Raw genomic sequence first — 25,026 nt, 5'->3', positions numbered from 1 at the left:
CTCGACATGCTCGCCGCGGAACAGGGCGCCGGCGCCAACACGCTCGACGCCTACCGGCGCGACCTCACCGATTTCTCCGACTACCTCGGCCATGCCGGCGCCGATTTCACCAGTGCCGACACCGAGATCGAGGCGGCGGCGGACATGACGATCCCGGAAATCTTCGAGAGCAAGGGCGAGCCGTATTTCCGCGACGGTGAGGCGCGGGTGATCGCCCGCATCCTCGGCAATGGCCCGGTCGTGCTGGCGACCGGCGGCGGCGCCTTCATGCGCGAGGAGACCCGCAACCGGATCCGCGACCGCGCGATCTCGATCTGGCTCAAGGCCGACAGTGATATCATCATGCGCCGGGTGCGCCGCCGCGCCGATCGTCCGCTGTTGCACACCCCCGACCCGGAGGCGACCGTCAACCGCCTGCTCAGCGAGCGCGAGCCGGTCTACGGCACCGCCGATTTGACGATTGCCTCGCGCGACGTGCCGCACGACCGCATCGTCGACGAATGCCTCGAGGCCCTGCATGCGCATCTGTGCGGTGCGCGTCCGGCCGACGAGCAACCACCTGTGATGGATTGAACGCGACCTCATGACTGCGCCCTTGAAACATTCTGCCTCCGTTACCGTCGACGTCGCGCTCGGCGACCGCGCCTATGACATCGTCATCGGCCGCGACGTGCTGCAGTCGCTCGGCGAGCGTATCGCGGCGCTGCGGCCCGGCGTGCGTACCGCCATCGTCACCGACCGCACCGTCGCCAAGCACTGGCTGGAGCCGACCGAGGCGTCGCTTGCCGCCGCTGGCCTGCCGACGTCGCGGATCGTGGTCGAGGAGGGCGAGGGCTCGAAGAGCTATGCCACGCTGACCGAGGTCAGCGAGGCGCTGATCGCGGCGAAGATCGAGCGCAATGACCTCGTCATCGCGCTCGGCGGCGGCGTGGTCGGCGATCTCGCCGGCTTCGCAGCCGCGATCCTGCGCCGCGGCGTCGATTTCGTGCAGGTGCCGACCTCGCTGCTGGCGCAGGTCGATTCCTCCGTCGGCGGCAAGACCGGCATCAACTCGCCGCAGGGCAAGAACCTGATCGGCGCATTCCACCAGCCGGTGCTGGTTATCGCCGATACCTCGGTGCTCGACACGCTGTCGCCGCGCCAGTTCCGCGCCGGCTACGCCGAGGTTGCGAAATACGGCATCCTCGGCGACGAGGCCTTCTTCGCCTGGCTCGAGAAGAACCACACCGACATCTTCGCTGGCGGCGCCGGGCGCGAGCACGCGATCGCAACCTCCTGCCGCGCCAAGGCGGGCGTCGTCTCGCGCGACGAGCGCGAGACCGGCGAGCGGGCGCTGCTCAATCTCGGCCATACCTTCGGCCATGCGCTGGAAGCCGCAACCGGCTTCTCCGACCGGCTGTTCCACGGCGAGGGCGTCGCGGTCGGCATGGTGCTGGCGGCGGAATTCTCGGCGCAGCTCGGCATGATTTCGTCCGACGATGCGGGGCGCATCGCACATCATCTGTCCGCGGTCGGATTGCCGACGCGCCTGCAGGATATCGCAGGCTTCGCGCAGGAAGGCCTTGCCGACGCCGACGCGCTCCTGGCGCTGATGGCGCAGGACAAGAAGGTCAAGCGCGGCAAGCTCACCTTCATCCTGCTGGAGGCCGTCGGCCGCGCCGTGATCGCCAACAATGTCGAGCCGCAGCCGGTGCGCGACTTCCTGCAAGCCAAGCTGAAGGCCTAGACCGGGATGCCTCTCCTTCGGATCGTCATCCCGCTCTATCTTTTTGATTTGAGCATGATCTTTTCGGAAAACCGCTACACACTTTTCCGGATCATGCTCTAGCCACGGATCAGTTCAGTGGGATGGTTCACCTTCTCGATCGTGCTGCTCTGCCTGTTCATCTCGGCGTTTTTCGCGGCGAGTGAGACGGCGCTGACCGGCGCCTCGCGCGCCAGCATGCTGCGGCTGTCGAAGCAGGGCAACACTGATGCCGGTGTGGTCTCCAAGCTGGTCAACATGCGCGAGCGCATGATCGGCGCGCTGCTGCTCGGCAACAACATCGCCAATATCGGCGCCTCGGCGCTGGCGACCGGCGTGTTCACCGCCTGGTTCGGCGACGTCGGCGTGCTCTATGCCACCGCTGTCATGACCGTGATGGTCGTGGTGTTTGCCGAGGTGCTGCCCAAGACCATCGCGATCAACGCGCCCGACCGCATCTCGCTTTTGGTCGCGCGGCCGATGCGGCTGACGATCTTCGTGCTGGGGCCGCTGCTCACCATCATCGAGACCATCGTGCTGGCGCTGATGAAGCTGCTCGGCATCAAGGTCGGGGCGCATCAGGCGGTGCTGTCGCCGACCGAACGTCTGCGCGGTGCGGTCGATCTGTTGCATCACGAGGGCAAGGTCGAGAAGCAGGATCGCGACATGCTCGGCGGGTTGCTGGATCTCAGCGAGCTGCAGGTCTCCGACGTCATGGTCCATCGCACCGAGATGACCATGGTCAACGCCGACCTGCCGCCCGAGGAACTGGTGCGCGAGGTGCTGGCGAGCGAATACACCCGCATCCCGCTGTGGCGGGAGAAGCCGGAGAACATCGTCGGCGTGCTCCACGCCAAGGACCTGCTGCGCGCGATGCGCGCCAACGAGGGTGACATGTCGGCGATCGATGCCTCCGCGATCGCGCTGCCGCCCTGGTTCGTGCCGGAGATGCGTCCGGTCTCCGAACAGCTGAAGGCGTTCCGTCGCCGCAAGACCCACTTCGCCCTCGTGGTCGACGAGTATGGCGAGGTCGAAGGCATGGTGACGCTGGAGGACATTCTGGAGGAGATCGTCGGCGACATCTCCGACGAGCATGACGTCGTCGTTGCCGGCGTGCGGGCGCAGCCGGACGGCTCGGTCGTGGTCGACGGCTCGGTGCCGATCCGCGATCTCAACCGCGCGATGGACTGGCGCCTGCCGGACGAGGAGGCGACCACCGTCGCCGGCCTCGTGATCCACGAGGCGCGCTCGATCCCGGAGCGCGGCCAGAGCTTCACCTTCCACGGCTTCCGCTTCCGCGTGCTCCGCCGCGAGCGCAACCGCATCACCGCGCTGCGCATCGTCGCCGTCCCGCGCGAGGCCGAGCTGGAGGAGAAGAAGCCGAAGCGGGCGGGGACGGCGTTCTAGGTCGCATTGGGCAGTTTGCCAGAACCGTCACCCTGAGGAGCGCGCATCGCGCGCGTCTCGAAGGGGCGACGGCCACCGGCCGGGCCGTGCATCCTTCGAGACGCGCTGCGCGCTCCTCAGGATGACGGTTCACGAAGCGAGCTGGCCTACTCGATATCGATCGAGATGCCCGACAGCTTCCAGGCGCCGTCGGAGGGGATGAAGCCGAGCTGATACTTCACCTGCTTGGGCGTGGTGTCGAAATGCCCCTTCAGCCGCAGCACGCCCTTGTCGTCGATCTTGGCGTCATCGTCGAGAACGATCGGCTTGGCGACCACGGCGTCGAACACCGCGTGCTTGTCGACCAGATCCTTGAAGATGGTCTTGAGCTTGTCGGGCGGAAACTGGTCGCGGAACGGCTTTGAGATCTTGGCGTGGAACACGGTGAAATTGTTCGCCGCCACCGCATCGTTGAGCGAGACCAGGATGCTCTTGATCAGCACCTCCTGGACGAACGGGCTCGGCATGTCCAGCGCCGAGGCCGGGCGCATCGCGCAGATCAGGAGCAGGCCGGCGGCGGTGACGATCGACCGGAAACGTGGCCAGCAAGGGATCATCAATGGCCCCATATCATGCGTGGCGGTGCAATCCGTAGTTTCACCTGCTCACGCAGGGAGCAGGTCCATCCTGTTCTCATAGAGGAAAACCACTGCTTCGTCTTGAGGCAAGCGCGAACTAGCGCGGCTTTTCCCCGGGGCCGTGGGCGTGGATCGCCAGCGCATGCACCGAGCCGGCGAGTTCCTGCGCCAGCGTCGCATTTATCATGCGATGCCGTTCGATCCGGCTCTTCCCTTCGAAGGCCGGAGACACAATATATACCCGAAAGTGCGTCTCCCCGCCTGGCCTGTGGCCGGCGTGGCCCTCATGCAGATGTGACTCGTCGACGACGTCGAGGCTTTCCGGCAAGAAAGCTTCACGCAACTTGTTTATGATAGCGTCTTTGGTGCTCATGGCGGCGGAGTTAGGTTCGCGACAGCTTTTCGTCAATGGTGCAAGCGGGAAACGAGGTCCGCGCAATGTCAAGACTTGAAGATTTGTGCATTGCGTAGTCAAAGAGAACATGCCGATCGATTCATCAAAATTCTTCGACTCCATTCGCATCAAGCCGACCAAGGTCAGTGCGAAGCGCCAGGCGCAGGCCGGCGAGCAGGCCGTGACCTGCGAGTGGGCGGGTTGCCAGAACAAGGGCGCGCATCGCGCCCCGAAAGGCCGCGAGAATTCGCGCGAGTATTGGCACTTCTGTCTCGACCACGTCCGCGAATACAACCAGTCCTACAATTTCTTCCAGGGTATGAATCCTGACGACGTCGCGCGCTACCAGAAGGACGCGCTGACCGGCCACCGTCCGACCTGGAAGATGGGCGCCAACAACGGCAAGAAGGGCGAGAGCGGTCTCGATGCCGCCTCCGATCCGTTCCACGTATTCTCCGAGCTCAACGGCCGCGGCCGCTGGCGCCCCGGACCGGGTGGCGCGGAGCCCAAGCCCGAGACCCGCAAGGTCATGAACGCCGAGCGCAAGGCGCTGCAGGTGATGGGGCTCGGGGCCGAGGCGACGCTCGAAGACGTCAAGTCGAAGTACAAGGCGCTGGTCAAGCAGCACCATCCCGACGCCAATGGCGGCGACCGCTCCACCGAGGATCGCCTGATCGAGATCATCAAGGCGTACAATTATCTGAAGACCGTGGTGCGCGAGGCCTGAAGTCTCGTCGCCCCTGCCTAGTGCGCAGTTGCGCACGGGAGCAGGGGCCCATAACCACCGGCCGTTATCGTTTGCACAAGATGTCTGCCCGATTGCCCCATCGATGGGCCGCGGCGTATGGGTCCCGGCCTTCGCCGGGACGACGGCGGAGTGTGTGGCTCCGCCATCGTCCAACGGTGCAGTTTTGTAGCCCGGATGAAGCGCAGCGCAATCCGGGACCCCTCGATCCGTGGCAAGACCGTTCGCGGATTTCGCGGAGCCTGTCGTCGGGCGCGCGTTCGCGCGACCCGTTGGCTCCATTCGGGCTACGGTTCGTGGTTAGCCCTCACCCCTTCGGCACCGTCCCGACATAGGACGAACTCGGCCGGATCAGGCGCCCGGTGCGCCGCTGCTCCAGGGCGTGCGCGGTCCAGCCGGCGGCGCGCGCGGTGGCAAAGATCGGCGTGAACGCCTGCCGCGGGATTTCCAGCCCGTCGAGCAGGATCGCGGTGAAGAACTCGACATTGGTCTCGAGCGGCCGCTCCGGATTCTTTTTCCGCAGCGCCTCGCGGATGTAGGCCTCGACCTCGCCGGCAAACGGCAGGTCGGCACCACTGGCCTCGAGGCGCTCGATCGCGACCTTCAGCACGTCGGCGCGCGGGTCGCGCACGCGATAGACGCGGTGACCGAATCCCATCAGCCGTTCGCCGTGCGCCAGCGCGCCGTCAACCCAGGGCTTGATGCGCTCGCGTGTGCCGATCGCGTCCAGCATTTCGAGCACCGGCTCAGGTGCGCCGCCATGCAGCGGGCCGGTCAGCGCGCAATAGCCGCCGGTGATCGCCGCGAACAGATCGGCCTGCGTCGAGGCGATCACCCGCGTGGTGAAGGTCGACGCATTCATGCCGTGGTCGCAGACCGTGACGAGATAGGCGTCGAGCGCTGCGACCTCGCGCGGCTCGACCTTGCGGCCCAGCAGCATCCGCAGCGTGTCGGCGGCGTGGCCGGCATTCGGGTCCGGCGCGATCGGGTCGTGTCCCTTGGCGTGCCGGACCAAGGCGCCCGCAATCACCGGGAAGGCGCCGACGATGGTCGCCTCATGCTCAAGCCCGTTCTCGCCGCGCAGGCCCGCGATCGCGGCCCGGAAGCCGTCGACGATCGACATGCCGCGCGTCGTCGGCAGCAGGTCCGGCAGGCGGGCGAAGGCGCGTTCGCGGGCGGCGCCGAGGCTGGCGCGGACATTGGCTTCACTCAGCGACTTGCCGGTGGCGCCGTTCCACAGCCGCGCCGTGACGCCCTCGAAGCTCGACTTGTCCGCGAGGTCCGCGACGTGCTCGCCGGCGATGATCAATTCGCCGCGCTCGCCGTCGACATGGCTCAACACGGTCTCGGCGGCAGGAACGCCGTCCAGACCGATCTGGCTCTTGGTGAGATGCATATTCATGGCCTGATCTCCTTGCTTCACCCCCTCAAGGTCCGGCCTCTCGACGAGTTGATCAATCTTGATTATATAAATCAATATGAAAAAATCCGCCGAGCTTTACCTCTCCGCTCGCGAAGCCGCCGCCGAGCTCGCGATCTCGCCGGCAACCCTCTACGCCTATGTCAGCCGCGGGCTGATCCGCTCCGAGCCGTCGCCGGATTCGCGCAGCCACCGCTACCGCGCCGAGGACATCAGGGGGTTGAAGGAGCGCCGCGTGCCGTCGCCGGAGCCGCGCGGCTTCCGTAATTTCGACGCCGATCTGCCGGTGATGGATTCGGCGATCGCGACCATCACCGAGCAGGGCCCGATCTATCGCGGCGTCAGCTGCGTCGAGCTCGCCGAGCGCGACACGCTGGAGCACACCGCGACGTTGCTGTGGGATGTCACCGGCGTCGATCCGTTCGCACCGGACAATTGCCCGCACCTCTCGGACGAAATGCGCGCGATCGCCGAAGCCGCGCGCCGCGCCCAGCCGATCGACCGCACGGTCGCGGTGCTGGCGCTGGCGGCAAGCGCCGATCCCGGCGCCTTCACGCGCGCGCCGGACGGCCGCGCCATGGTCGGCGGCCGCATCCTGCGGCTGCTGGTCGCGACCATGCTGAACGCTGCGCCATCGAACGAGCCGCTGCACGAGCAGGTGGCGCAGGTCTGGACGCCTGACAACAAGCACGCGCCCGACCTGATCCGCCGCGCGCTGGTGCTGCTCGCCGATCACGAACTGAATGCGTCGACCTTCACCGCACGCTGCGCGGCGTCGACCGGACTCAATCTGTACGACGCCGTGATCGCGGGTCTTGTCGCACTGAAAGGACCGATGCATGGCGGCGCCGGCGTGCTCGCCTCGCGCCTCGTCAAGACGATGCTCGATAGTGACGTTGCGCCGGTGGTCCGCGAGCGCGTCGCGCTTGGCGAGCGTTTCGCCGGCTTTGGGCACGGCGTCTACAAGAAGGGCGATCCGCGCGCGATCTCGCTGCTCGAAGCGCTGACGCGGGCCGGCGCGCCGCGCAAATTCACCAGGGAAGTGCCGGAGCGGATCGCGGAGGCGACCGGCGAATTCGTCAACATCGATTACGCGCTGGCGGTGCTGGTGCATGCGCTGCGGATGCCAGCGGGCAGCGAGCTCGCGCTGTTTGCGATGGCCCGCAGCGTCGGCTGGATCGCGCATGCCAGCGAGCAGCTTCAGCTCGGCAAGTTGATCAGGCCTCGCGCGCGCTATGTCGGACCGGCGCCCGGGCGGGCGGGAACGACCAACAGCATCTAGCTATTTGGCCGGCTTGGCCGGTTCGATCAGGCTGCCGCCGTGCCGGCGGCGGATGGTCCAGGCGGCCAGCGCCAGGATCACGGCGCCGCCCGCGACCGCAAATATCCACAGATGCTTGCCGACATGGCCATGGTGCGGCAGGCCGGCATAGTCGTGCAGCGCGGTGACGGCGAGCACGCCGGGCAGCACATGCGCCGGTGCCCAGAGCAGGATCGCGGGGATGTTGACCGCGTAGAAGCGCGCCGGCGGCATGTCGAGCGCGCCGGCCGTGATCGGCACGAAGGCGCGGATCGGGGGCACGAAGCGGGCGAAGAACACCGCGAGCACGCCCCAGCGGTTGAAGAAGGCCTCGCTCTGCGCGACCACGCGCGGGTAGTTGGAAAGCGGCCAGGCCGACAGGATCTCGCGCTGGCTGCGGTGGCCGATCAGGTAGGCGGTGCCGTCGCCGAGCATCGCGCCGGCGGCCGCCGCGGCGAGCACCGGCAACAGCTTTAATTCGCCGCCCGGCACCAGCGCGCTCAACGCCAGGATGATGGTCGAACCCGGCACAAGGGAGCCGATCACCGGCACCGCCTCCAGCAGGGCGGCCAGAAACAGCGTCAGATAGGCAAGCCAGGCATGGGCCGAAACGAACGCGATCAAAGGGTCAAGGAATGAAGTCACAAAATTCCCATGTGGCGGTGTTATCGATTTGAGAGCTAACAACTCCCCGCCGGGCTGAAAAGTGCCCGGCCCGGGCCGGCCGTCGTGGTGCTGCGGCAAAAGTACGGCGGGATTTGCAGGGCTGCCTTCCAAAAACCGAGTTTCGCTCCTATCTTTATGATAGAACAACGGAACTTTGATTTGCTCGCGGGCTTCTGCCAACCGTTGCTCTCTGCTAGGCTTATGCGAAGCACCCCATCCGCAGCCAAACGATTAATCTGGTTTCGGGAACGCCCGGGACCTCGGAGGATGAATGACGACCGCCGTCCAGACCAAAGCTCAGGAACCCGTCGGCTTGCCCGACATGAAGGTGTCGGTCCGGCAGGTCTTCGGGATCGATAGCGACCTGGAAGTTCCCGCCTATTCCGAAGTCGATCCGCATGTGCCGGAAGTCGACAGCGACTACCGCTTCGACCGCGCCACCACGCTCGCGATCCTCGCCGGCTTTGCCAAGAACCGCCGCGTGATGGTCACCGGCTATCACGGCACCGGCAAGTCCACCCACATCGAGCAGGTTGCGGCGCGCCTCAACTGGCCCTGCGTGCGCGTCAACCTCGACAGCCACATCAGCCGTATCGACCTCGTCGGCAAGGACGCCATCGTGGTCAAGGAAGGCAAGCAGGTCACCGAATTCCGCGACGGCATCCTGCCCTGGGCGCTGCAGCACAATATCGCGCTGGTGTTCGACGAATACGACGCCGGCCGCCCGGACGTGATGTTCGTGATTCAGCGCGTGCTGGAAGTCTCCGGCCGCCTGACGCTGCTCGACCAGAACAAGGTGATCAAGCCGCATCCGGCGTTCCGCCTGTTCTCGACCGCCAACACGGTCGGCCTCGGCGACACCTCGGGCCTCTATCACGGCACCCAGCAGATCAACCAGGGCCAGATGGACCGCTGGTCGATCGTCACCACGCTGAACTACCTCGCCCATGACGAGGAAGTGGAGATCGTGCTGGCGAAGGCGAAGCACTATCGCACCCAGGAAGGTCGCGACATCGTCAACAAGATGGTGCGGCTTGCGGATCTGACCCGCAACGCGTTCGCCAATGGCGACCTGTCGACGGTGATGAGTCCGCGTACGGTGATCACCTGGGCCGAGAACGCCGACATCTTCAGCGACATCGGCTTCGCGTTCCGCGTCACCTTCCTCAACAAGTGTGACGAGCTGGAACGGCCGCTGGTCGCCGAGTTCTACCAGCGCTGCTTCAACGTCGAGCTGCCGGAATCCTCGGTCAACGTGGCGCTCAGCTAATCCATGCCGAAAATCTCCGTCGAGCGCACAGTCACACAGACGAAGAAGGCGGTGCTCGGCGGATTGCTCCACTACAACAACGAGAAGATGGGGAAGCAGAAGTACAAGCGCTTCGCCATCTCGCTGCGGCAAGGCGACGAGATTGTCGGCGGCATCGTCGGCGAGGTCTGGACCGCGGTGTTGTTCATCCAGTTGTTCTGGATGGAGCAGAAGTTTCGCAACAAGGGCTTTGGCGCGAAGCTGATCAAGGCGATCGAGGACGAGGCGCGGCGCTTCGGAGCGACGCGATCCTATCTGGATACGATGAGCTTCCAGGCGCCGGGCTTCTACCGCGCCAACGGATATAAAGAGTTCGGTTCGATTGAGGGGTATCCCGGCGGCGTAACGCGCCATTGGTTTACGAAATCGCTATGACAACCTCCAACATCAAATTCCGTCCCGGATCCAAGGAAGCGCCGACCGAGCCGTTCAAGCGCTCGGTGTCGGCGTGCCTGAAGGCGATCGCCAAGAAGCCGGAGCTCGAAGTCTCCTTCGCCGCCGAGCGCCCCGGGCTCGCGCCCGGCAAGGCGCGGCTGCCGGAGCCGGCGCGCAAGATGACCAAGCGCGATGCGGCGATCGTGCGCGGCCACGCCGATTCGATCGCGCTCAAGATCGCCTGTCACGATCCCAAGGTGCATCGCAAGCTGATGCCGGGTAATCCGCAGGCGCGCGGCGTGTTCGAGGCGGTCGAGCAGGCGCGCGTCGAGGCGATCGGCTCGCGGCGGATGGCGGGCGTCGCGAAGAACCTCACCGCGATGCTCGACGATCATTTCCACCGCGGCAAGTATGACGAGATCACCGATCGCGCCGACGCGCCGCTATCGGATGCGCTGGCGATGCTGGTGCGCGAACGCCTCACCGGCATGGCGCCGCCCGCCGCCGCCAAGAAGATGGTCGATCTCTGGCGTCCGACCCTGGAGGACAAGATCGGCTCGCGGCTCGACAAGCTCAGCCGTTTCACCGAGGACCAGGCGAGGTTCGGCGACCTCGTCCACGATCTGCTGTCGGCGCTCGATCTCGGCGACGAACGCAACATGGATTCCGACGATGACGACGACCAGGACGAGAACCAGGACGGCGAGAGCGATCAGTCCGGCGCCGAGGGCTCGCCCGATTCCGATGCCGCTCAGGAAATGAGCGCCGACCAGGCGCAGACGTCCGCGGAAGAGATGAGCGAAAGCGCGATGGAGAGCGCGCAGGCCTCCACGTCGGACACGTTCGACGACGGCGAGCTCGGCGACGACGAGACGCCGGGCGAGGCGACGCGGCCGAATGCGCGCGGCCAGAACGAGCCGCGCGGTCCGGAATATCACGCCTTCGCGCCGAAGTTCGACGAGGTGATCGCCGCCGAAGACCTCTGCGATCACGACGAGCTGGAGCGGCTGCGCTCCTATCTCGACAAGCAGCTCGCGCATCTGCAGGGCATCGTGGCGCGGCTCGCCAACCGCCTGCAGCGCCGCCTGATGGCACAGCAGAACCGCGCCTGGGATTTTGACCTCGAGGAGGGCATCCTCGATCCGGCGCGGCTGTCGCGCGTCGTTACCGACCCCTATCACCCGCTGTCCTTCATGCATGAGAAGGAGGCCACCTTCCGCGACACCGTGGTGACGCTGCTGCTGGATAACTCCGGCTCGATGCGCGGCCGCCCGATCACGGTCGCCGCCACCTGCGCCGACATCCTGGCGCGCACGCTGGAGCGGTGCGGCGTCAAGGTCGAGATCCTCGGCTTCACCACGCGCGCCTGGAAGGGCGGGCAGTCGCGCGAGGCGTGGCTCGCGGCCGGCAAGCCGGCCAATCCGGGCCGCCTCAACGATCTCAGGCACATCATCTACAAGTCGGCCGACGCGCCCTGGCGCCGCGCGCGCAAGAATCTCGGGCTGATGATGCGCGAGGGCCTGCTCAAGGAGAACATCGACGGCGAGGCGCTGGACTGGGCGCACAAGCGCCTGCTCGCGCGTCCCGAGCAGCGCCGCATCCTGATGATGATCTCCGACGGTGCGCCGGTCGACGACTCCACGCTGTCGGTCAATCCCGGCAACTATCTCGAGCGGCATCTGCGTCACATCATCGACGAGATCGAAACCCGCTCGCCGGTCGAGCTGATCGCGATCGGCATCGGTCACGACGTGACGCGCTACTATCGCCGCGCCGTGACCATCGTGGACGCCGAAGAGCTGGGCGGCGCCATCACCGAAAAGCTCGCCGAGCTATTCAGCGAGACCCACGGCTCGGCGCCCGCGCCGGGCATCCGGCGCCGTCTCCACTCGTGAGACATGCGCTCATCCCCTAGCCGCCGCCGTTTCCTCCAGGGTATGGCGGCGGGGCTGTCGGCCGCCGCATTACCGCGTCTTGCGCAGGCGCAGAGCGCGACCCAGCCGCCGGCAACGCCGAGGCCGGCTGCGAGGCCGAGCCCCTACCGGGTCAACGAACCGGTTTCGATCGACGTCAACGCACGGCCGCTGCCGTCGTTCGACATCCGCGATCGCGCGCGCACGCGGTTCGGCGCGTTGGAATATCGCAGCGGCCTGATCCTGACCTCGTCGTTCTCCGGCTTCGGCGGCCTGTCCGCGCTACGGCTCGATCCCAAGGGCGAACGTTTCATCGCGGTCAGCGACCAGGGCAGCTGGTTCACCGGCCGCATCGTCTATCGCGGCCGGGAGATGGTCGGGCTCGACGATGTCGAGGCGGCGCCGCTGCTCGGCGCCGACGGCAGGCCGATCACCGTGACCCGTGGCTGGTATGATTCGGAATCGCTCGCGCTCGACGGCTCGTTCGCCTATGTCGGGCTCGAGCGGGTCAACCAGGTGCTGCGCTTCGATTTCGCCAAGGGCTTTACCCGCTCGCGCGGCGAGGTGATTGCGCTGCCGCCGGCGGCACGCAAGCTTCCCAACAACAAGGGGCTGGAGGGCCTCGTCTTCGTGCCCAAGGCCACGGGCCAGCGGCTCGCCGGCACGCTGATCGCGTTCTCGGAACGCGGGCTCGATGCGAGCGGCAATTTGATCGCCTTCCTGGTCGGCGGCAAGACTCCAGGCCAGTTCAGCGTCCGCCGCAGCGAGAATTTCGACATCAGCGACGCGGTCCTGCTGCCGTCGGGCGGCCTGTTGATTCTGGAGCGGAAATTCTCCTGGTTCGGCGGCGTCGGCATCCGCATCCGCCGTCTCGCGCTGTCCGAGATCGCGCCCGGCGCCGTGATCGACGGCCCCGCGATCTTCAATGCCGATCTCGGCAACGAGATCGACAACATGGAAGGCATCGACGCCCATGTCACGGAGGAGGGCGAGACCGTGCTGACCATGGTCTCCGACGACAATTTCTCCCTGATCCAGCGCAATCTGCTGCTGCAGTTCACGCTGGTGGACTGAGGGCGCCGGCCCGGAGGGACCCCGTCAGGACATTGCTGATCTGCGCCCCGGCCTGCGCGGCCTTCCGGACGGTTGGTGATCGGCCGTGCTGCCTCTATCTTAACCGGGCCCTCTTCCCCGATCCCGGATATCCGCCGCATGAGCACCCTGTTCTCCCCGATCGAACTGCGCGACCTGAAGCTCTCCAATCGCATCATGGTCTCGCCGATGTGCCAGTATTCGGCCATCGACGGCTCCGCCAACGACTGGCACTTCACCCACATCAACATGCTGGCGCTGTCCGGCGCGGCGATGTTCTGCATCGAGGCCACCCATGTCGAGGACATCGGGCGGATCACGCCGGGTTGCCTCGGTCTTTACAACGACGCCAACGAGGCGGCGCTGAAGCCGATCCTGGCCTCGGTGCGCAAGCATTCGAAGGCGGCGGTCGCGATGCAACTCGCCCATGCCGGCCGCAAGGCGTCGAGCCAGCGCCCCTGGGAGGGCGGGCAACTGATCCCGATTGCCGAAGGCGGCTGGCAGACGGTCGGACCATCCAATGTCCCGCACAAGGAAGGCGAGGCCGCGCCGCTGGCGCTCGACGACGCCGGCCTGACGCGCATCCGCGAGGCCTTTGTCGCGTCGGCAAAGCGCGCCGACCGGCTCGGCATCGATGCGCTCGAGCTGCACGGCGCGCACGGCTATCTGCTGCACCAGTTCCTGTCGCCGATCGCCAACAAGCGGACCGACCGCTATGGCGGCTCGCTGGAAAATCGCATGCGCTTTCCGCTGGAAGTGTTCGACGCCGTGCGCGCCGTATTCCCGGATCACAAGCCGATCGGCATGCGGGTGTCGGCGACCGATTGGGTCGAGGGCGCCTGGGACCTTGCGCAGACCATCGAGTTTGCCAGGGAGCTGAAGAAGCGCGGCGTCGACTGGATGGATGTCTCGTCCGGCGGCGTCTCGCCGTTGCAGAAGATTCCGCTCGGGCCGGGCTATCAGGTGCCGGCGGCGCTGGCGGTCAAGGAGGCGACCGGCGTTACCACGATGGCGGTCGGCCTGATCACGGAAGCGAAGCAGGCGGAGGAGATCGTCTCGTCCGGCAAGGCCGATATGGTCGCGCTCGCCCGCGGCATGCTCTACGACCCGCGCTGGGGCTGGCACGCCGCCGCCGAGCTCGGTGGCGAGGTGAGCGCACCGCCGCAATACTGGCGCTCGCAGCCCTCGACGCAGAAAGCGCTGTTCGGCAAGACCACGTTCGGGACGCGCTGACAGCGCACCTCGCTTGCGAGGTCACGGCATGGCGGGCCCGAACCAGCGCGTCAGCGCGGCGTCGAGGCCCGTCGTGTCGGCGTCGTCGGCCGCCCAGGCGATGCAGGCATCCGGGCGGATCAGCAGCGAAGCGCCGCTACGCCGCGGCACGCATCGCACGAAGATATCCCAGCGTGCCGCGATCGCTGACGCGGCTCCATCAGTCGCATCGACCAGCACGGCCCTGCCGTCCTCCATCTGATCGAACAGGGTTGTTTCCGCGCCGTCGTCGCCGAGAGCAAAATTGCCGGAGAGCCGGCCGACCGATGGATGGTCGCTGCCGAGATCGTAACGGATCCTGATGCCGCTGATCATTTCGCCGAAGTAGCGGGTGCCCTCGTCGAGGCTCATCAGGTCCGCGACGATCTCGCGCAAGGCGTCCGTCATGACGTCAGGCCGCATCAAGGCGACCTGGGCGCGGGTGTTGGCGAGCACTTTTGCCGCGATCGGATGCCGCTCTTCCGCGTAGCTGTCGAGCAGGCTTTCGGGCATGCGATCGCACACGACCGCCGCAAGCTTCCAGCCGAGATTGACCGCATCGAGCAGGCCGAGATTGAGGCCTTGTCCGCCGAATGGCGAGTGCACATGCGCCGCATCGCCCGCCAAGAGGACGCGGCCCCTGCGATAGCTGTCGGCCTGCCGCGCATTGTCGGTGAAGCGCGTCGCGGTCTTGACGGCGGTGACGCGAACGTCGACGCCGCTGATCCGGCGCAGCGTGGTCTCGATCTCCTCGCGCGTCACCGGCGCGCTGCGATCGGCCGGCGGTCCGTCGAACTCGGCCAGGAACACCCGGCCAGGAATTGGTCCATACGCCATCATGCCGATCGGCGTTCGCCGCCAGCCGACCGGCAGAAGTCGATCCGGATGATCGAGGTCGACGATGGCCTGGTGTCCCGTGAGGGTCGGTTCGGTGCCGGGGAATACGAAGCCCGCGCGCTTGCGCACGGCGCTGCGTCCGCCGTCGCAGCCGACCAGATAGGCCGCGTGCAGCGTGGCATTGCCGGACGCGTCCCTGGTCCGCGCCACGACGCCGTCGCCGCTATCCTCGAAATCGATCAACTCGCAGCCGCGCCTGATCTCGATGCCGAGCGCGTGGGCGCGCTCGGCGAGCATGGTTTCCAGGGCTTGCTGGTTCACCCCGCGCAACCGCCGGTCCGGCTCGCGCTGACGCGTCTGGTCGATCAGGAAAATGCCCGAGAAGTGACCGCCGAATTTCTTGAACGGCAGTTCGCTCGCATCGCCCGCGCCCCTCATGAGCCTGGACATGCTGTCCGCCATGCTGCGTTCGACCGCATTCATCGCGTCGCCGAGGCCGCGGCGCTCCAGTGCCTCGCCAGCCAGCGCGCCGATCGCGCCGGCCTTGATGGTCTGGTCGGGCTCGGTCAGCCGCTCGATGACGATCACGTCGGCGCCGCCCAGGGTCAGTTCGATCGCCAGCAGCAGTCCGGTCGGCCCGGCACCAACCACAACCACATCGGTTCGGTCACGCGTCACGTCGTCACCATAAAATTATACTCAGTATAATATTTACTATGGTACAAATTCCCGCATGTCAAATCAGGGCGGATTGCGGGAGCGGAAGAAGGAGGCGACGCGCCAGGCGATCTCGGATGTCGCCACCGAGCTGTTCCTGGAACGCGGCTTCGACAATGTTTCGGTGGCCGAAGTCGCCGAGGCCGCCGAGGTCTCACGGATGACGGTGTTCAATTACTTTCCACGCAAGGAAGACCTGTTCTTCGACCGTGAGGAGGAAAGCCGGCAGATGCTGCGGGTCGCCTTTGCCGAGCGTCCGTCCGGCGAGGCGCCGATCGCAACCCTCCGCAAGCTGGTGCACAGCCTGGCGGATCGCGTGCATCCGTTCGCGAAATTCACCGACGCAACGGCGAAATTCTGGCGCACCGTCGCCGAGAGCCCGGCGCTCTCGGCGCGGGCGCGCGAGATGCGTGACGAACTGGTCGATGATCTCGCAACGGTGCTGGCGGCAGCCATCAAGCGCCCGCTCGCCGATGCCGATGCCCGGCTCGCCGCGTCGATGGTGGTCACGGCGCTGACCGTCGCCTATGCGGAAGGGCTTCGCGAGCACAAGGCCCGCAGGTCGGCTGCGTCGTCACGCGAGACCTTCCTGCGGATCATGGAGCGAAGCTTTTCCGGTATCGCGATCATGCTGAAGGATACGCCCTACGCATAGATCCTGGCCGAGCCGGATGCGACAAGGCCATTGTTCTGCCGTAGCCGGGGCAGCTACTCTCGAAGCGCGTGCGAAAGACACGCATCGAACAAAGAGAGGAAACCCATGGAACTCGGATACTTCGCGATGCCGTCGCATCCGCCGGAGTGCGGATTGAAGGAGGGCCACGACTGGGACCTGCAGGTGCTGCGCTGGCTCGACGAGCTCGGCTATCAGGAAGCCTGGATCGGCGAGCACCACACCGCGCCCTGGGAGCCGCATCCGTCGCCTGATCTCTTGATCGCGCAGGCGCTGCTGCAGACCAAGAATATCCGCATCGGGCCCGGCGGCTTCCTGCTGCCGTATCATCACCCGGCAGAACTCGCCAACCGCGTTGCGATGCTCGATCATCTCTCGAACGGGCGGCTCAATTTCGGCGTCGCGGCCTCCGGGCTGCCGAGCGACTGGGCCATGTTCAATGTCGACGGCATGTCAGGACAGAACCGCGACATGACCCGCGAGGCGCTCGAGATCATCCTGAAGATGTGGACCGAGCCGGCTCCCTGGACCCACAAGGGCAAGTTCTGGACCGTGACCAAGCCGGACACGATGTTCGATTTCCTCAAGCCGCATATCAAGCCTCAGCAAGCGCCGCATCCGCCGATCGGCGTCGCGGGGCTCTCCAAGAATTCGGACACGCTGAAGCTTGCCGGCGAGCGCGGCTTCATTCCGATGAGCCTCAACCTCAACCCCGCCTATGTCGGCAGCCACTGGGACTCGGTGGAGGCGGGCGCGGCCAAGACCGGCCGCACGCCGAGCCGCAAGGATTGGCGGATGGTGCGCGAGGTATTCGTCGCCGACACCGATGAGGAAGCGTGGAAGCTGTCGACCGGCGACATGATGGGCCGGATGATGGGCGAGTATTTCCTGCCGCTGCTCGGCCACTTTGGTTTCAAGGATTATCTGAAGGCCTCGCCCGACGTTCCGGACAGCGACGTCACGGTCGAATATTGCGCGCGCAACAACTGGATCGTCGGCTCGCCGGCGACCGTCACCGAGAAGATCGAGAAGATCTACCAGGAGGTCGGCGGCTTCGGCGTGCTGCTGGTGTTCGGCTTCGACTACAAGCACAAGCCGGAAGCCTGGCACAATTCGCTGCGGCTCCTGAAGCAGGAGGTGCTGCCGCGGCTGAAGCATCTCGACGCCTCGGTCGGCCGCGCGGCGTAGGTTTGGCGGTGAGGATAGCGCGGGGCAGCGGTAACGCTGCCCCGTGTTCATGACGGATCGCCGGCGTCAGGTGGTGCCGAGCCAGAACCGCGTTTCGGTTTCCGCCCAGCCCTTGCCGATGCGGTTGCTCAGCCAGGTGTCGCTGCGCTTCAGACCCTTGTCCTTCTGGCCCTCCGGCGTGTTGCGCCAGGCCTGCCAGCGATACTGGCCGTAGATGCTGACGATGCGCGCGGCATAGGTCAGCGCCAGCTGCGAATCGCCCCTGATGATAACGAGGTTGTCGTCGTTCTTGGTGCTGGCGCGGTCGGAGAAATTGTGCGAGCCGGTCATGACCACCGGGTTCTTGCCGGCCGGATCCAGCACGACCACCTTGCTGTGCACGGCGATCATGAACTTTCCGGTGTTCTTGATCTCGTGCTCCCACCAGTCCGCGGTCTTGTCGATGCCGGCGGGCCGGATCACGTCGGCGATCTGCTTGCCCTTGAAGACCTGCTGCTGTCCGTCGCCGGCCAGGAGCTGCAGCTGATCCTTCGGGCTGTCCTTGCCCTGCGCCGGGAAATTGTTGAGCACCCCGCGCACATAAAGCTTCTTGTCCTGCGCCTTCTCCAGGATCGGGCCGAGCAGGCCCTTGTTGCCGGGGTTGAGCATCAGGCACACCGCGCCATGCTCGGTGTCCTCGATCATCTTGGTGGCTTCCTTGAGGTCGCCGCTCCTGGTGGTGGGCGTAAACCAGACGCTGAGGCTCGACTTGCCGATGGTGAAGGGCCATTCATGATCGCCGGCCACGGCCAGCGCCTTCGGCGACTTGCTGCCGTCGGCGTAGATCGCTTTCCAATGGTCGTGATAGGCCGCCGCGACCTTGTCGTCGGTGATCTCGAGCCCGTTGTTGTTCTGGGTGCACAGTCCGGTTCGGGTCCAGTTGGTGCTGCCGGTCCAGACCACCTTCGGCTTCTGCGCGCCGTCGCAGAACACCGCGAACTTGTTGTGGGCGTAGCGGCTCGGCGCGATCTTGCGGCGGACGATGTCGACGCCGGCCTTCTTCAGCACGCCGGCGTTCTTTTCGGTGTCCGTGGCGGTGGCGTCGGACCTGCCGGTGCTGTTGCCGAGCACGACGTGCGCCTTGCTCTTCATCGCGGTGAGCGCGGCGATCAGCTCAGGGTCGTTGAGCTCGTAGAGCGCCAGATAGACGTCACGCTTGCTCTTCTTGGCTTCAGCCAACAGCGCCAGCAGTCGGGCGCCGAGCTGGCCCTTGAGGAAGTCGCGGATCTTGTTGCCCTTGGTCGAGATCGCCTTCTCCAGGGTTTGCGCCGGCTTCTTGTCCTTGCCGATCGCGCGCGACAGCCATTGCGCCGAGATCGTGCCGCGGTTGAACCACGGCTTGAGGGGGCCCGACGGCATTGCGGAGACGTATTCGGTCCATGTCGCTGGCGCACTGTAGGCGGGCTTCACCTTGGTGGCGCCGTCCTTGAGAACCGGAACGACGCCATAGCGGACCGGCGCGTCGGTTGGCGCCAGGAAATCGGTCCAGTTCGTCTTCTGCACCGGCCATTCGGTGCTCGGCCGATGTTCGCCCGGCTTGTGATCCTGCGCCTGGTCCTCGAACCCGACCCAGGTGTCGACCACGGTTGCACTTTTGCCCTGCTGCTGACGATACAGCGCAAAGCCGAGGCAGTCCGGGATCATTGCCGCGACCTCCCAGACCACGAAGATGCCGTCGGTGGTCGGGAACGCCTGAATTGTGGAAATCATGGTGATGCCTCCAAATCGCGGCTGAGAAATATCCGGTCGACATGAACCTGGCGCGTCAACGTCGCCCGGCGATCCCTGAAGTCGGGTCGGATCGTTCCGGGCGTCGGGGCAGCTGTTCTAGCAAGGAGAGTATGCCAGACAATCTACAACCTGGTCTGTCGGCAGGATCACAGATCGGTCACGTCGTGCGCACCCGTTGGGCCGCGATGCTGTGGGCCCGATCGCGGCTTCCTACAGCAACCGCACCGTGACCTTCGCCTTGCCCTTATGGTCGCCGTAGAACCATCCGCAGACCCAGGGCAGGCTGATGACGGCCTGGTTGACGTAGAGGAAGATCTCGCCGCTGCGATCGGCGGTGAAACGCGCCTTGTAGACCTGCGGGTCGGTGTTCGACACCGGCAGGGGGTCGAGAAAATACTCGTCGACGCCGGTCTCTCCGACCCGTGCGATCAGCCTGAACCATGGCCGGAACAGGATCCGCCGCAGGAAGATCGCGAAATAGCCGCGCAACTGCCTTGTGCCTTCGATGGTCGAGGTCCGGTACCCGATCGGCGTCACGGCACGGCCGGCGTCCTCCCAGGGCTCCGACATCGTGATCGCGATCTCGTATTTGAACCCGGTGCGGACCTTGAGGCCGGTCGGCGCGCAGATCGCGCCCGTGTCGAAGTCGGCGGCATCCTGCGGGATGCCCTTGTCGACGGCGACAAGTTGGTCCGTTGCAGTGCCCTTGCAGAATGCCCCCGTCGAATCGGCGAGATTGAACAGGAAGTGGCTGACCAGCGTCGCGCTGAACCAGACCAGCAGGGCCGTGAGCAGGAACGGGACGACATGCCGCTTTCCGACATTGAGGATCCACTGATAGACCGCGCTGGTACGGAATCGATAGATCGCATCGTGCATGAACCCGGAGAGTGGCGTCGGCTTCGCGCGGTCACGCCAGATGATCCGCATCCTGTCGCTGATCGTCGCGCTGAGCGAACTGCCTGCACCCATCAGCACGATGACAGCGAGGATGCCGCCCGCGAACCATTCCGGGTTGCCGGCGTACCAATCGGTCCACCAATGAAAGGAATCGGGCAGGAACGATTGAACGAAGCGCACCAGCTCCGAGATCATCCTGACAGGTGAGCTGAATTCGTGCTCCTTGTGCTGGTTGTGGAACAGCCAGAACGCGGCCAGATGCAGCGACGCCGCCAGCGTGGCGAAGTAGGCGATCCGGCGCATCCAGACGTAGTTCCACAGCTTCTCCTGCGCGGCATAGCGCGCCGGTGCGCCCGCAGGCGTCTCAAACGTATTGGCGCCGAGCGGGGTGACCTCGCCGCTGCGCGAGACGACCACGTAGTTCGGCGGAAGTCCGATCGGGGCATAGGCATTGGCGCCGCTGTCGATCCGCTCGAACACGCTCTCGTGGATCTTCGGCATCGGCACGCTGACGCCGGCATAGGGATCGTTGCAGAGGTCGGCGACCTTGCGCGGACCGTACCGGTAGTACGCGCCGAGGCCCGCCCGCGAATCGTAGAGGCGGCCATCCTTGTCCTCGGAGGACTTGATTGACTTGATCGCGTCAGGGTCGGCGATCGGTGCGCTCTTGAATGCGAGGCCGCGCTTGACGGCTTCGTCGACCAGCCAGGCCAGCGGCACGAATGCGACAGCGTCGTCCGGATAGCCGCCGCCGACATTGGCGTGCATGCCGACGAACCAGACCTGGACGAGGCGCTCGCCATCGATGCTGGTCGGCGCGGCCGGTGCGGGCTGTCCCGGCTCTTGCTCGGTCCAGAGCACCGGATGAAAGGTCGTGCGCTCGTCGTCGAGCGCCAGCGCGTGTCGCGCGCACTTGACCTTCGGGCTGAGAATCCGGTTCGGTAGTTCGAGCGGCCACACCCAGTTGGAGATGCCGCGCGTCATCTCGTCGATCGGCAGGCCATAGGCCGCGACGGTATCCCAGATGCCGATGAACTCGATCGCCGGCACCGGCTTCCGCGCGATCCTTGCATACGGCTTGTTGCCTCGAAGGCGATCCCACAGCGGCACAAGAACATAGTCGCGCAGCGCGCGGAACAGCACCTCGATGCGCCAGATCGAGTGGTAGCCCTCGGCCCGGTATGCGCGATAGGCCTTCACCGCGCCGTCGTGCAGCTCGGATTCGGTGTCCGCGACGATCAGGCCCTGATCGAGGATGAGTGCGGCGAGCGTGCGCACGGTGAACGCGCCGCGGCTGAATCCGAACAGGTAGACCTTCGAATCGTTCTCGTGGTCGTAGTTGCGGCAGATGAACTTGTACGCGTCGAGGATGTTGCGCTTGAGGCCGTAGCCGAAGGCGCCGCCGAGGATGGCCAGCGGAATGAATTTCGACGTGCCGACGCCGTCATCATACTTGGCGGCCTGCGTATTGCCCTGCAGATCCAGCGACTGAAATATCCGCCAGACATTGGTTCGCCAGACGCTGGATGCGGCATTGCCGGTGCCGTCGGACAGAATAATGATCTTCGGACTCGGCATTGAAAGACGCTCGCTGAAACGAATGAAGCGGGTGGCGCAGCGTAGCAGGGACCGGATCGATTGCTACCTTTGATCGCTCTTTAATCATTCCATGCCGCGATAGGTGTGAACTAGCGCACAAAGCGTCACGTGGTCGCGGCCATGTGAGAGGTGACCGCTTTCGCGTTGCTGCGAAAAGGCCTAGCCTAATAGCGGCGCAATTCATTGATGAGGCACAGCCATGCGCAGCCACGTCAGAAAATTTGCCCACGTCCTTGAGCGCTTCGGCCTTGCTTTGGCGGGAGCCGCAAGCGGTCTGTTTGTCGCCATCCATGTCGGCTCGAGCGTCTCGGCGTTGACCTCGCAGGCGTTCCTGCTCGTCATGATGCTGGGCGGAGCGATCGGCTTCTATCTCGGCATCGATACACCCCCCAAGCTGTTCCATCCGAAGGATACGGCGTCGATGCGCAAGATCGACGCGGCGGAGCTGCTCGGCGCGATCGGGACCTTCCTCGCGACGATGGTTGCGTTCTTCTCGGTTGGCGTCGTCGTGCTGCGCAGCGAGCCGGAGATCGGCTGGACCGCGGCCATCATGGCGGGCTGGGTGCTCGGCGTTGCCATGCAGATCGTCGGCGGCACGATTGCGCGGGCGCGCGCCTGAAGCGTCGGAGTGGCGTTGGACGAGGCTGGTTTGCTGGCTCGGGATCGGTCGTGTTGCAGGGGGGATGGTCTGAACGCAAGTCCTGTGTCGGCCGTCACCCGCTACGCCGGGACACCGCAAAGGCCTACGCCAAGCCGGATCAGTTGCTACTCCGCCTCCCTCATCGGTTCGCGACCTTGGCGGGGTCCTTGACCGCCTTGAACGTCTCCTGCTCGATGCTGTAGAGCTCGCCGCCGACCTTCTCGACCTTGCGAATGTAGATGTCGTGGACGACCTCGCGCGTCGTCGGGTCGATCGACATCGGGCCGCGCGGGCTTTCCCAGGCCATGCCCTTCATGGCTTCGACCAACGCATCGCCATTGGTCTTGCCGCCGGTCACCTTCAGCGCCTCGTAGATCAGATGCATGCCGTCATAGGCGCTGACGCTGATGAAGTTCGGTCGAACATTCGCGTTGGCCTTGCGAAACGCCGCGACATAGTCGCGGTTCAGGTCGGATGGATGCGCGGCGGAGTAGAACCCCGCCGTGATCATGCCGATCATCGCATCGCTCATACCCGGCAGGTCCTCGTCGTCGGCGATGTCGCCGGGGCCGATCAGCTTGATCCCGCTCTTGTCGAGCCCGCGCTCGACAAACTGCTTGGCCAGGATACCGGCCTGGCTTGTCGGGACAAAAATGAACAGGGTGTCGGGATTGCCATCCCGCGCGCGCTGCAGGAACGGCGCGAAATCGGGGTTCACCAGCGGCACTTTCAGCGCTTCGACGATCGTTCCACCTGCCGCGGTGAAGCTCGCCGAAAATACGCCGGCGGCTTCGCGCCCGGGTGCCCAGTCGGATGCGATGATGGTGGCCCGTTTCGATCCGTTCCTCGCCGCCCAATCCGCCAGCACGCTGGCCTGCTGCGCGTGCGTCCAGCTGGTGCGCACGAAGTAAGGCGACCGTTCGGTCACGATCGACGTGCCCGATACCATAACGACGGTCGCCGTCTTGCTCTCATTGGCCAGCGGCGCGAGCGCCAGCACGCTCGGCGTCAACCCGCCGCCGAGGATCGCCACCCCGTCGTTGACGATCAGCTCCTGCGCAATGCGCTTGGCATTGTCGGGCACGCTGGCATCGTCCCGGACGATCAATTCGACCTTGCGGCCGGCGACCATGTCGCCGTGCTGCGCCATGTAGAGCCGCGCCCCGGCGACCGCCTGCTTGCCGACCGGCCCCAGAACGCCGGTCAATGGCATCACCAGCCCGACCCTTACGACGTCCTGCGCCTGGGTGAGTCCCGGTCGCACCGCCGCAAGCGACAGAACAGCCCCGACCAACATGGCAAACCGGGTGCTCGACATGGCCAACCTCCCGCGAGCCCGGAATGATGCCGGGCCGGTTCGCGACTGTCGGCTTCGCGCCAGGGAAGTCCTGATGAAGAAGTGACAGAACGGCGAATTTACTGCTAAATTTTCCCGATTGGTGCCGTCTGTGGGCATGGAGTGACCTCTATGGACCCGGCAACTGATTCCGTTTTGATATTTGATTCCTTTGAGCTTGATCTCGCCCGCGGCGTAGCCCGCGTGGATGGCGTCGATCTCGATCTCAGGCCGAAATCATTCGCGGTGCTCGGCTATCTCGCCGGCAATGCCGGGCGGCTGGCATCCAAGCAGGATCTGCACGAGGCGGTCTGGGGTAACGTCGCGGTTTCGGACGACTCGCTCGTCCAGTGCATCCGCGAGCTGCGCCTGAAGCTGCGCGATGATGACCACCGCATCATCAAGACGGTGTCTCGCCGCGGCTATCGCCTCGACGCCAGGCCGGTGCCGCCGCCGCACGATCATGGATCGCAGAACGTCTCGCGCCGAACGTCCGCTCCCCGCGGCATCGCGGCACGCTTGGCCGCGCTTCCCCGATGGTTGATGATCGCCGGCCTGTCGGTGATCGCCTTCGCATCATTCGCATCCGTGCCGCCGCTCGCCAACGGGATGTGGCATCCTCTGGCCGAATTGGCGCACTGGCTTGTGCCGCAGGATCACGGCATCGTGCCGGAGCAGGATGTCGAGCGGATCACCGCGCTGGCCGCCGAGAAGCAGCTGCCGCTTCCCGCCTATCGCGTTCGCGCGCCGGCAAGTGACGTACCGGACAATGTCCGCCGCTTTCTCGGCGTGTGGGTGAGCGCCGAGGGATGGATCAATTCGCACCGCCAATTCATGATGATCGTCACCAATGTCGATCGGGACGGTGTCGCGACCGGCTATCTCGTGAACGGACCGGCGATGCCGCACAGCCGTGTACCCGGGCCCGGCTTTTCCGGCGGCTTCACCGGATATGTCCTCGACGACGTCTTGCGCTATGACGGCAATACGGGACTGCATTCTGCCTCCATCACCGCGGATGGACGGATCGAGTTCAAGCTCGTCTTCCGCGAGGGAGGTACCGGTGTCGTGTTCCTCGAACCGCTCTGGACCCTTGCCCACCCAGGCCCCATTGCACGCAATCAAACCTGATC

General features: G+C 65.5%; 22 protein-coding genes. 14 read left to right on the top strand and 8 right to left on the bottom strand.

Annotated features, from left to right (window positions below):
* Positions 1-6: 6 nt before the first annotated feature.
* The 3 genes from I6F38_RS32130 (at position 7) to I6F38_RS32120 (ending at position 3,151) form a co-directional block, all read left to right on the top strand.
* On the top strand, positions 7-573 hold the full coding sequence (locus I6F38_RS32130) for a shikimate kinase (RefSeq protein ID WP_225163239.1): 567 nt from the start codon (positions 7-9) through the stop codon (positions 571-573).
* A gap of 10 nt (positions 574-583) precedes the next feature.
* Positions 584-1,726 (top strand): 3-dehydroquinate synthase, encoded by a 1,143-nt coding sequence (gene aroB / locus I6F38_RS32125; protein WP_225163236.1) that lies wholly within the window; start codon positions 584-586, stop codon positions 1,724-1,726.
* Positions 1,727-1,843: 117 nt separating this feature from the next.
* Complete coding sequence (locus I6F38_RS32120) at positions 1,844-3,151, top strand: HlyC/CorC family transporter (protein ID WP_057015543.1); 1,308 nt, start codon at positions 1,844-1,846, stop codon at positions 3,149-3,151.
* 146 nt (positions 3,152-3,297) lie between these two features.
* Here I6F38_RS32120 and I6F38_RS32115 read toward each other — a convergent pair whose 3' ends face one another.
* Together I6F38_RS32115 and I6F38_RS32110 are read right to left on the bottom strand one after the other, a co-directional pair.
* Positions 3,298-3,747: a hypothetical protein gene (locus tag I6F38_RS32115; RefSeq protein ID WP_225163235.1), complete on the bottom strand. Its 450-nt coding sequence runs from the start codon at positions 3,745-3,747 to the stop codon at positions 3,298-3,300.
* 118 nt (positions 3,748-3,865) lie between these two features.
* Entirely contained in the window at positions 3,866-4,141 is a 276-nt protein-coding gene (locus I6F38_RS32110) for a BolA family protein (RefSeq protein WP_028338206.1), read from the bottom strand.
* Between the two features lie 109 nt (positions 4,142-4,250).
* Here I6F38_RS32110 and I6F38_RS32105 point away from each other — a divergent pair, with 109 nt between their 5' ends.
* The gene (locus tag I6F38_RS32105) at positions 4,251-4,889 is read left to right on the top strand and encodes a DnaJ domain-containing protein (RefSeq protein WP_028338207.1); all 639 of its coding nucleotides are present in this window, start codon (positions 4,251-4,253) and stop codon (positions 4,887-4,889) included.
* A 325-nt stretch (positions 4,890-5,214) separates the two neighbouring features.
* Here I6F38_RS32105 and I6F38_RS32100 read toward each other — a convergent pair whose 3' ends face one another.
* A complete protein-coding gene (locus I6F38_RS32100; protein ID WP_225163234.1) occupies positions 5,215-6,309 on the bottom strand; it encodes a citrate synthase/methylcitrate synthase in 1,095 nt (364 codons plus the stop codon).
* 76 nt (positions 6,310-6,385) lie between these two features.
* Between I6F38_RS32100 and I6F38_RS32095 the strand changes: the two genes are divergently transcribed.
* Complete coding sequence (locus I6F38_RS32095; RefSeq protein WP_225163233.1) at positions 6,386-7,609, top strand: citrate synthase family protein; 1,224 nt, start codon at positions 6,386-6,388, stop codon at positions 7,607-7,609.
* Here the strand turns inward: I6F38_RS32095 and I6F38_RS32090 are convergent, their stop codons facing one another.
* Positions 7,610-8,272 carry a DedA family protein gene (locus I6F38_RS32090; protein WP_225163232.1) on the bottom strand — a complete coding sequence of 221 codons (663 nt, stop codon included), beginning with the start codon at positions 8,270-8,272 and terminating at the stop codon, positions 7,610-7,612. It abuts the gene before it with no gap.
* A gap of 292 nt (positions 8,273-8,564) precedes the next feature.
* Here I6F38_RS32090 and cobS point away from each other — a divergent pair, with 292 nt between their 5' ends.
* The 5 genes from cobS to I6F38_RS32065 all read left to right on the top strand — a co-directional run bounded on the left by cobS (position 8,565) and on the right by I6F38_RS32065 (position 14,215).
* Entirely contained in the window at positions 8,565-9,563 is a 999-nt protein-coding gene (gene cobS, locus I6F38_RS32085) for a cobaltochelatase subunit CobS (protein ID WP_057015539.1), read from the top strand.
* A gap of 3 nt (positions 9,564-9,566) precedes the next feature.
* Positions 9,567-9,977, top strand: a complete 411-nt coding sequence (locus I6F38_RS32080; protein ID WP_028343272.1) for a GNAT family N-acetyltransferase — start codon at positions 9,567-9,569, stop codon at positions 9,975-9,977.
* A complete protein-coding gene (gene cobT / locus I6F38_RS32075) occupies positions 9,974-11,872 on the top strand; it encodes a cobaltochelatase subunit CobT (protein ID WP_225163231.1) in 1,899 nt (632 codons plus the stop codon). The genes I6F38_RS32080 and cobT overlap by 4 nt, the downstream gene beginning before the upstream one ends.
* Positions 11,873-11,875: 3 nt before the next feature.
* A complete protein-coding gene (locus I6F38_RS32070) occupies positions 11,876-12,964 on the top strand; it encodes an esterase-like activity of phytase family protein (protein WP_225163230.1) in 1,089 nt (362 codons plus the stop codon).
* 138 nt (positions 12,965-13,102) lie between these two features.
* Entirely contained in the window at positions 13,103-14,215 is a 1,113-nt protein-coding gene (locus tag I6F38_RS32065; RefSeq protein ID WP_225163229.1) for an NADH:flavin oxidoreductase/NADH oxidase, read from the top strand.
* A gap of 21 nt (positions 14,216-14,236) precedes the next feature.
* On the opposite strand, the gene I6F38_RS32060 is transcribed toward I6F38_RS32065, so the two are convergent.
* Positions 14,237-15,748 carry an FAD-dependent monooxygenase gene (locus I6F38_RS32060; RefSeq protein ID WP_225163228.1) on the bottom strand — a complete coding sequence of 504 codons (1,512 nt, stop codon included), beginning with the start codon at positions 15,746-15,748 and terminating at the stop codon, positions 14,237-14,239.
* Between the two features lie 55 nt (positions 15,749-15,803).
* On the opposite strand from I6F38_RS32060, the gene I6F38_RS32055 reads away from it, so the two are divergent.
* Positions 15,804-16,442, top strand: coding sequence for a TetR/AcrR family transcriptional regulator (locus I6F38_RS32055; protein ID WP_225163227.1), 639 nt, complete (start codon positions 15,804-15,806; stop codon positions 16,440-16,442).
* A 105-nt stretch (positions 16,443-16,547) separates the two neighbouring features.
* Positions 16,548-17,648, top strand: coding sequence for an LLM class flavin-dependent oxidoreductase (locus I6F38_RS32050; protein ID WP_225163226.1), 1,101 nt, complete (start codon positions 16,548-16,550; stop codon positions 17,646-17,648).
* A gap of 66 nt (positions 17,649-17,714) precedes the next feature.
* Here the strand turns inward: I6F38_RS32050 and I6F38_RS32045 are convergent, their stop codons facing one another.
* Together I6F38_RS32045 and I6F38_RS32040 are read right to left on the bottom strand one after the other, a co-directional pair.
* On the bottom strand, positions 17,715-19,397 hold the full coding sequence (locus tag I6F38_RS32045) for a phospholipase D-like domain-containing protein (protein ID WP_225163225.1): 1,683 nt from the start codon (positions 19,395-19,397) through the stop codon (positions 17,715-17,717).
* A gap of 231 nt (positions 19,398-19,628) precedes the next feature.
* Entirely contained in the window at positions 19,629-21,896 is a 2,268-nt protein-coding gene (locus I6F38_RS32040; RefSeq protein ID WP_225163224.1) for a DUF2235 domain-containing protein, read from the bottom strand.
* A gap of 220 nt (positions 21,897-22,116) precedes the next feature.
* On the opposite strand from I6F38_RS32040, the gene I6F38_RS32035 reads away from it, so the two are divergent.
* Positions 22,117-22,536, top strand: coding sequence for a hypothetical protein (locus I6F38_RS32035; protein ID WP_225163223.1), 420 nt, complete (start codon positions 22,117-22,119; stop codon positions 22,534-22,536).
* 160 nt (positions 22,537-22,696) lie between these two features.
* Here the strand turns inward: I6F38_RS32035 and I6F38_RS32030 are convergent, their stop codons facing one another.
* Positions 22,697-23,875, bottom strand: a complete 1,179-nt coding sequence (locus tag I6F38_RS32030; RefSeq protein WP_225163222.1) for an ABC transporter substrate-binding protein — start codon at positions 23,873-23,875, stop codon at positions 22,697-22,699.
* 150 nt (positions 23,876-24,025) lie between these two features.
* Between I6F38_RS32030 and I6F38_RS32025 the strand changes: the two genes are divergently transcribed.
* Positions 24,026-25,024, top strand: coding sequence for a winged helix-turn-helix domain-containing protein (locus I6F38_RS32025; protein WP_225163221.1), 999 nt, complete (start codon positions 24,026-24,028; stop codon positions 25,022-25,024).
* Positions 25,025-25,026: the final 2 nt, after the last annotated feature.

The organism is Bradyrhizobium sp. BRP56, from assembly GCF_020194035.1.
Taxonomy (GTDB): Bacteria; Pseudomonadota; Alphaproteobacteria; order Rhizobiales; family Xanthobacteraceae; genus Bradyrhizobium; species Bradyrhizobium australafricanum.
The sequence above is the reverse complement of the archived record's forward strand: the minus strand, read 5'-3'. Positions and strand labels throughout refer to the sequence as shown.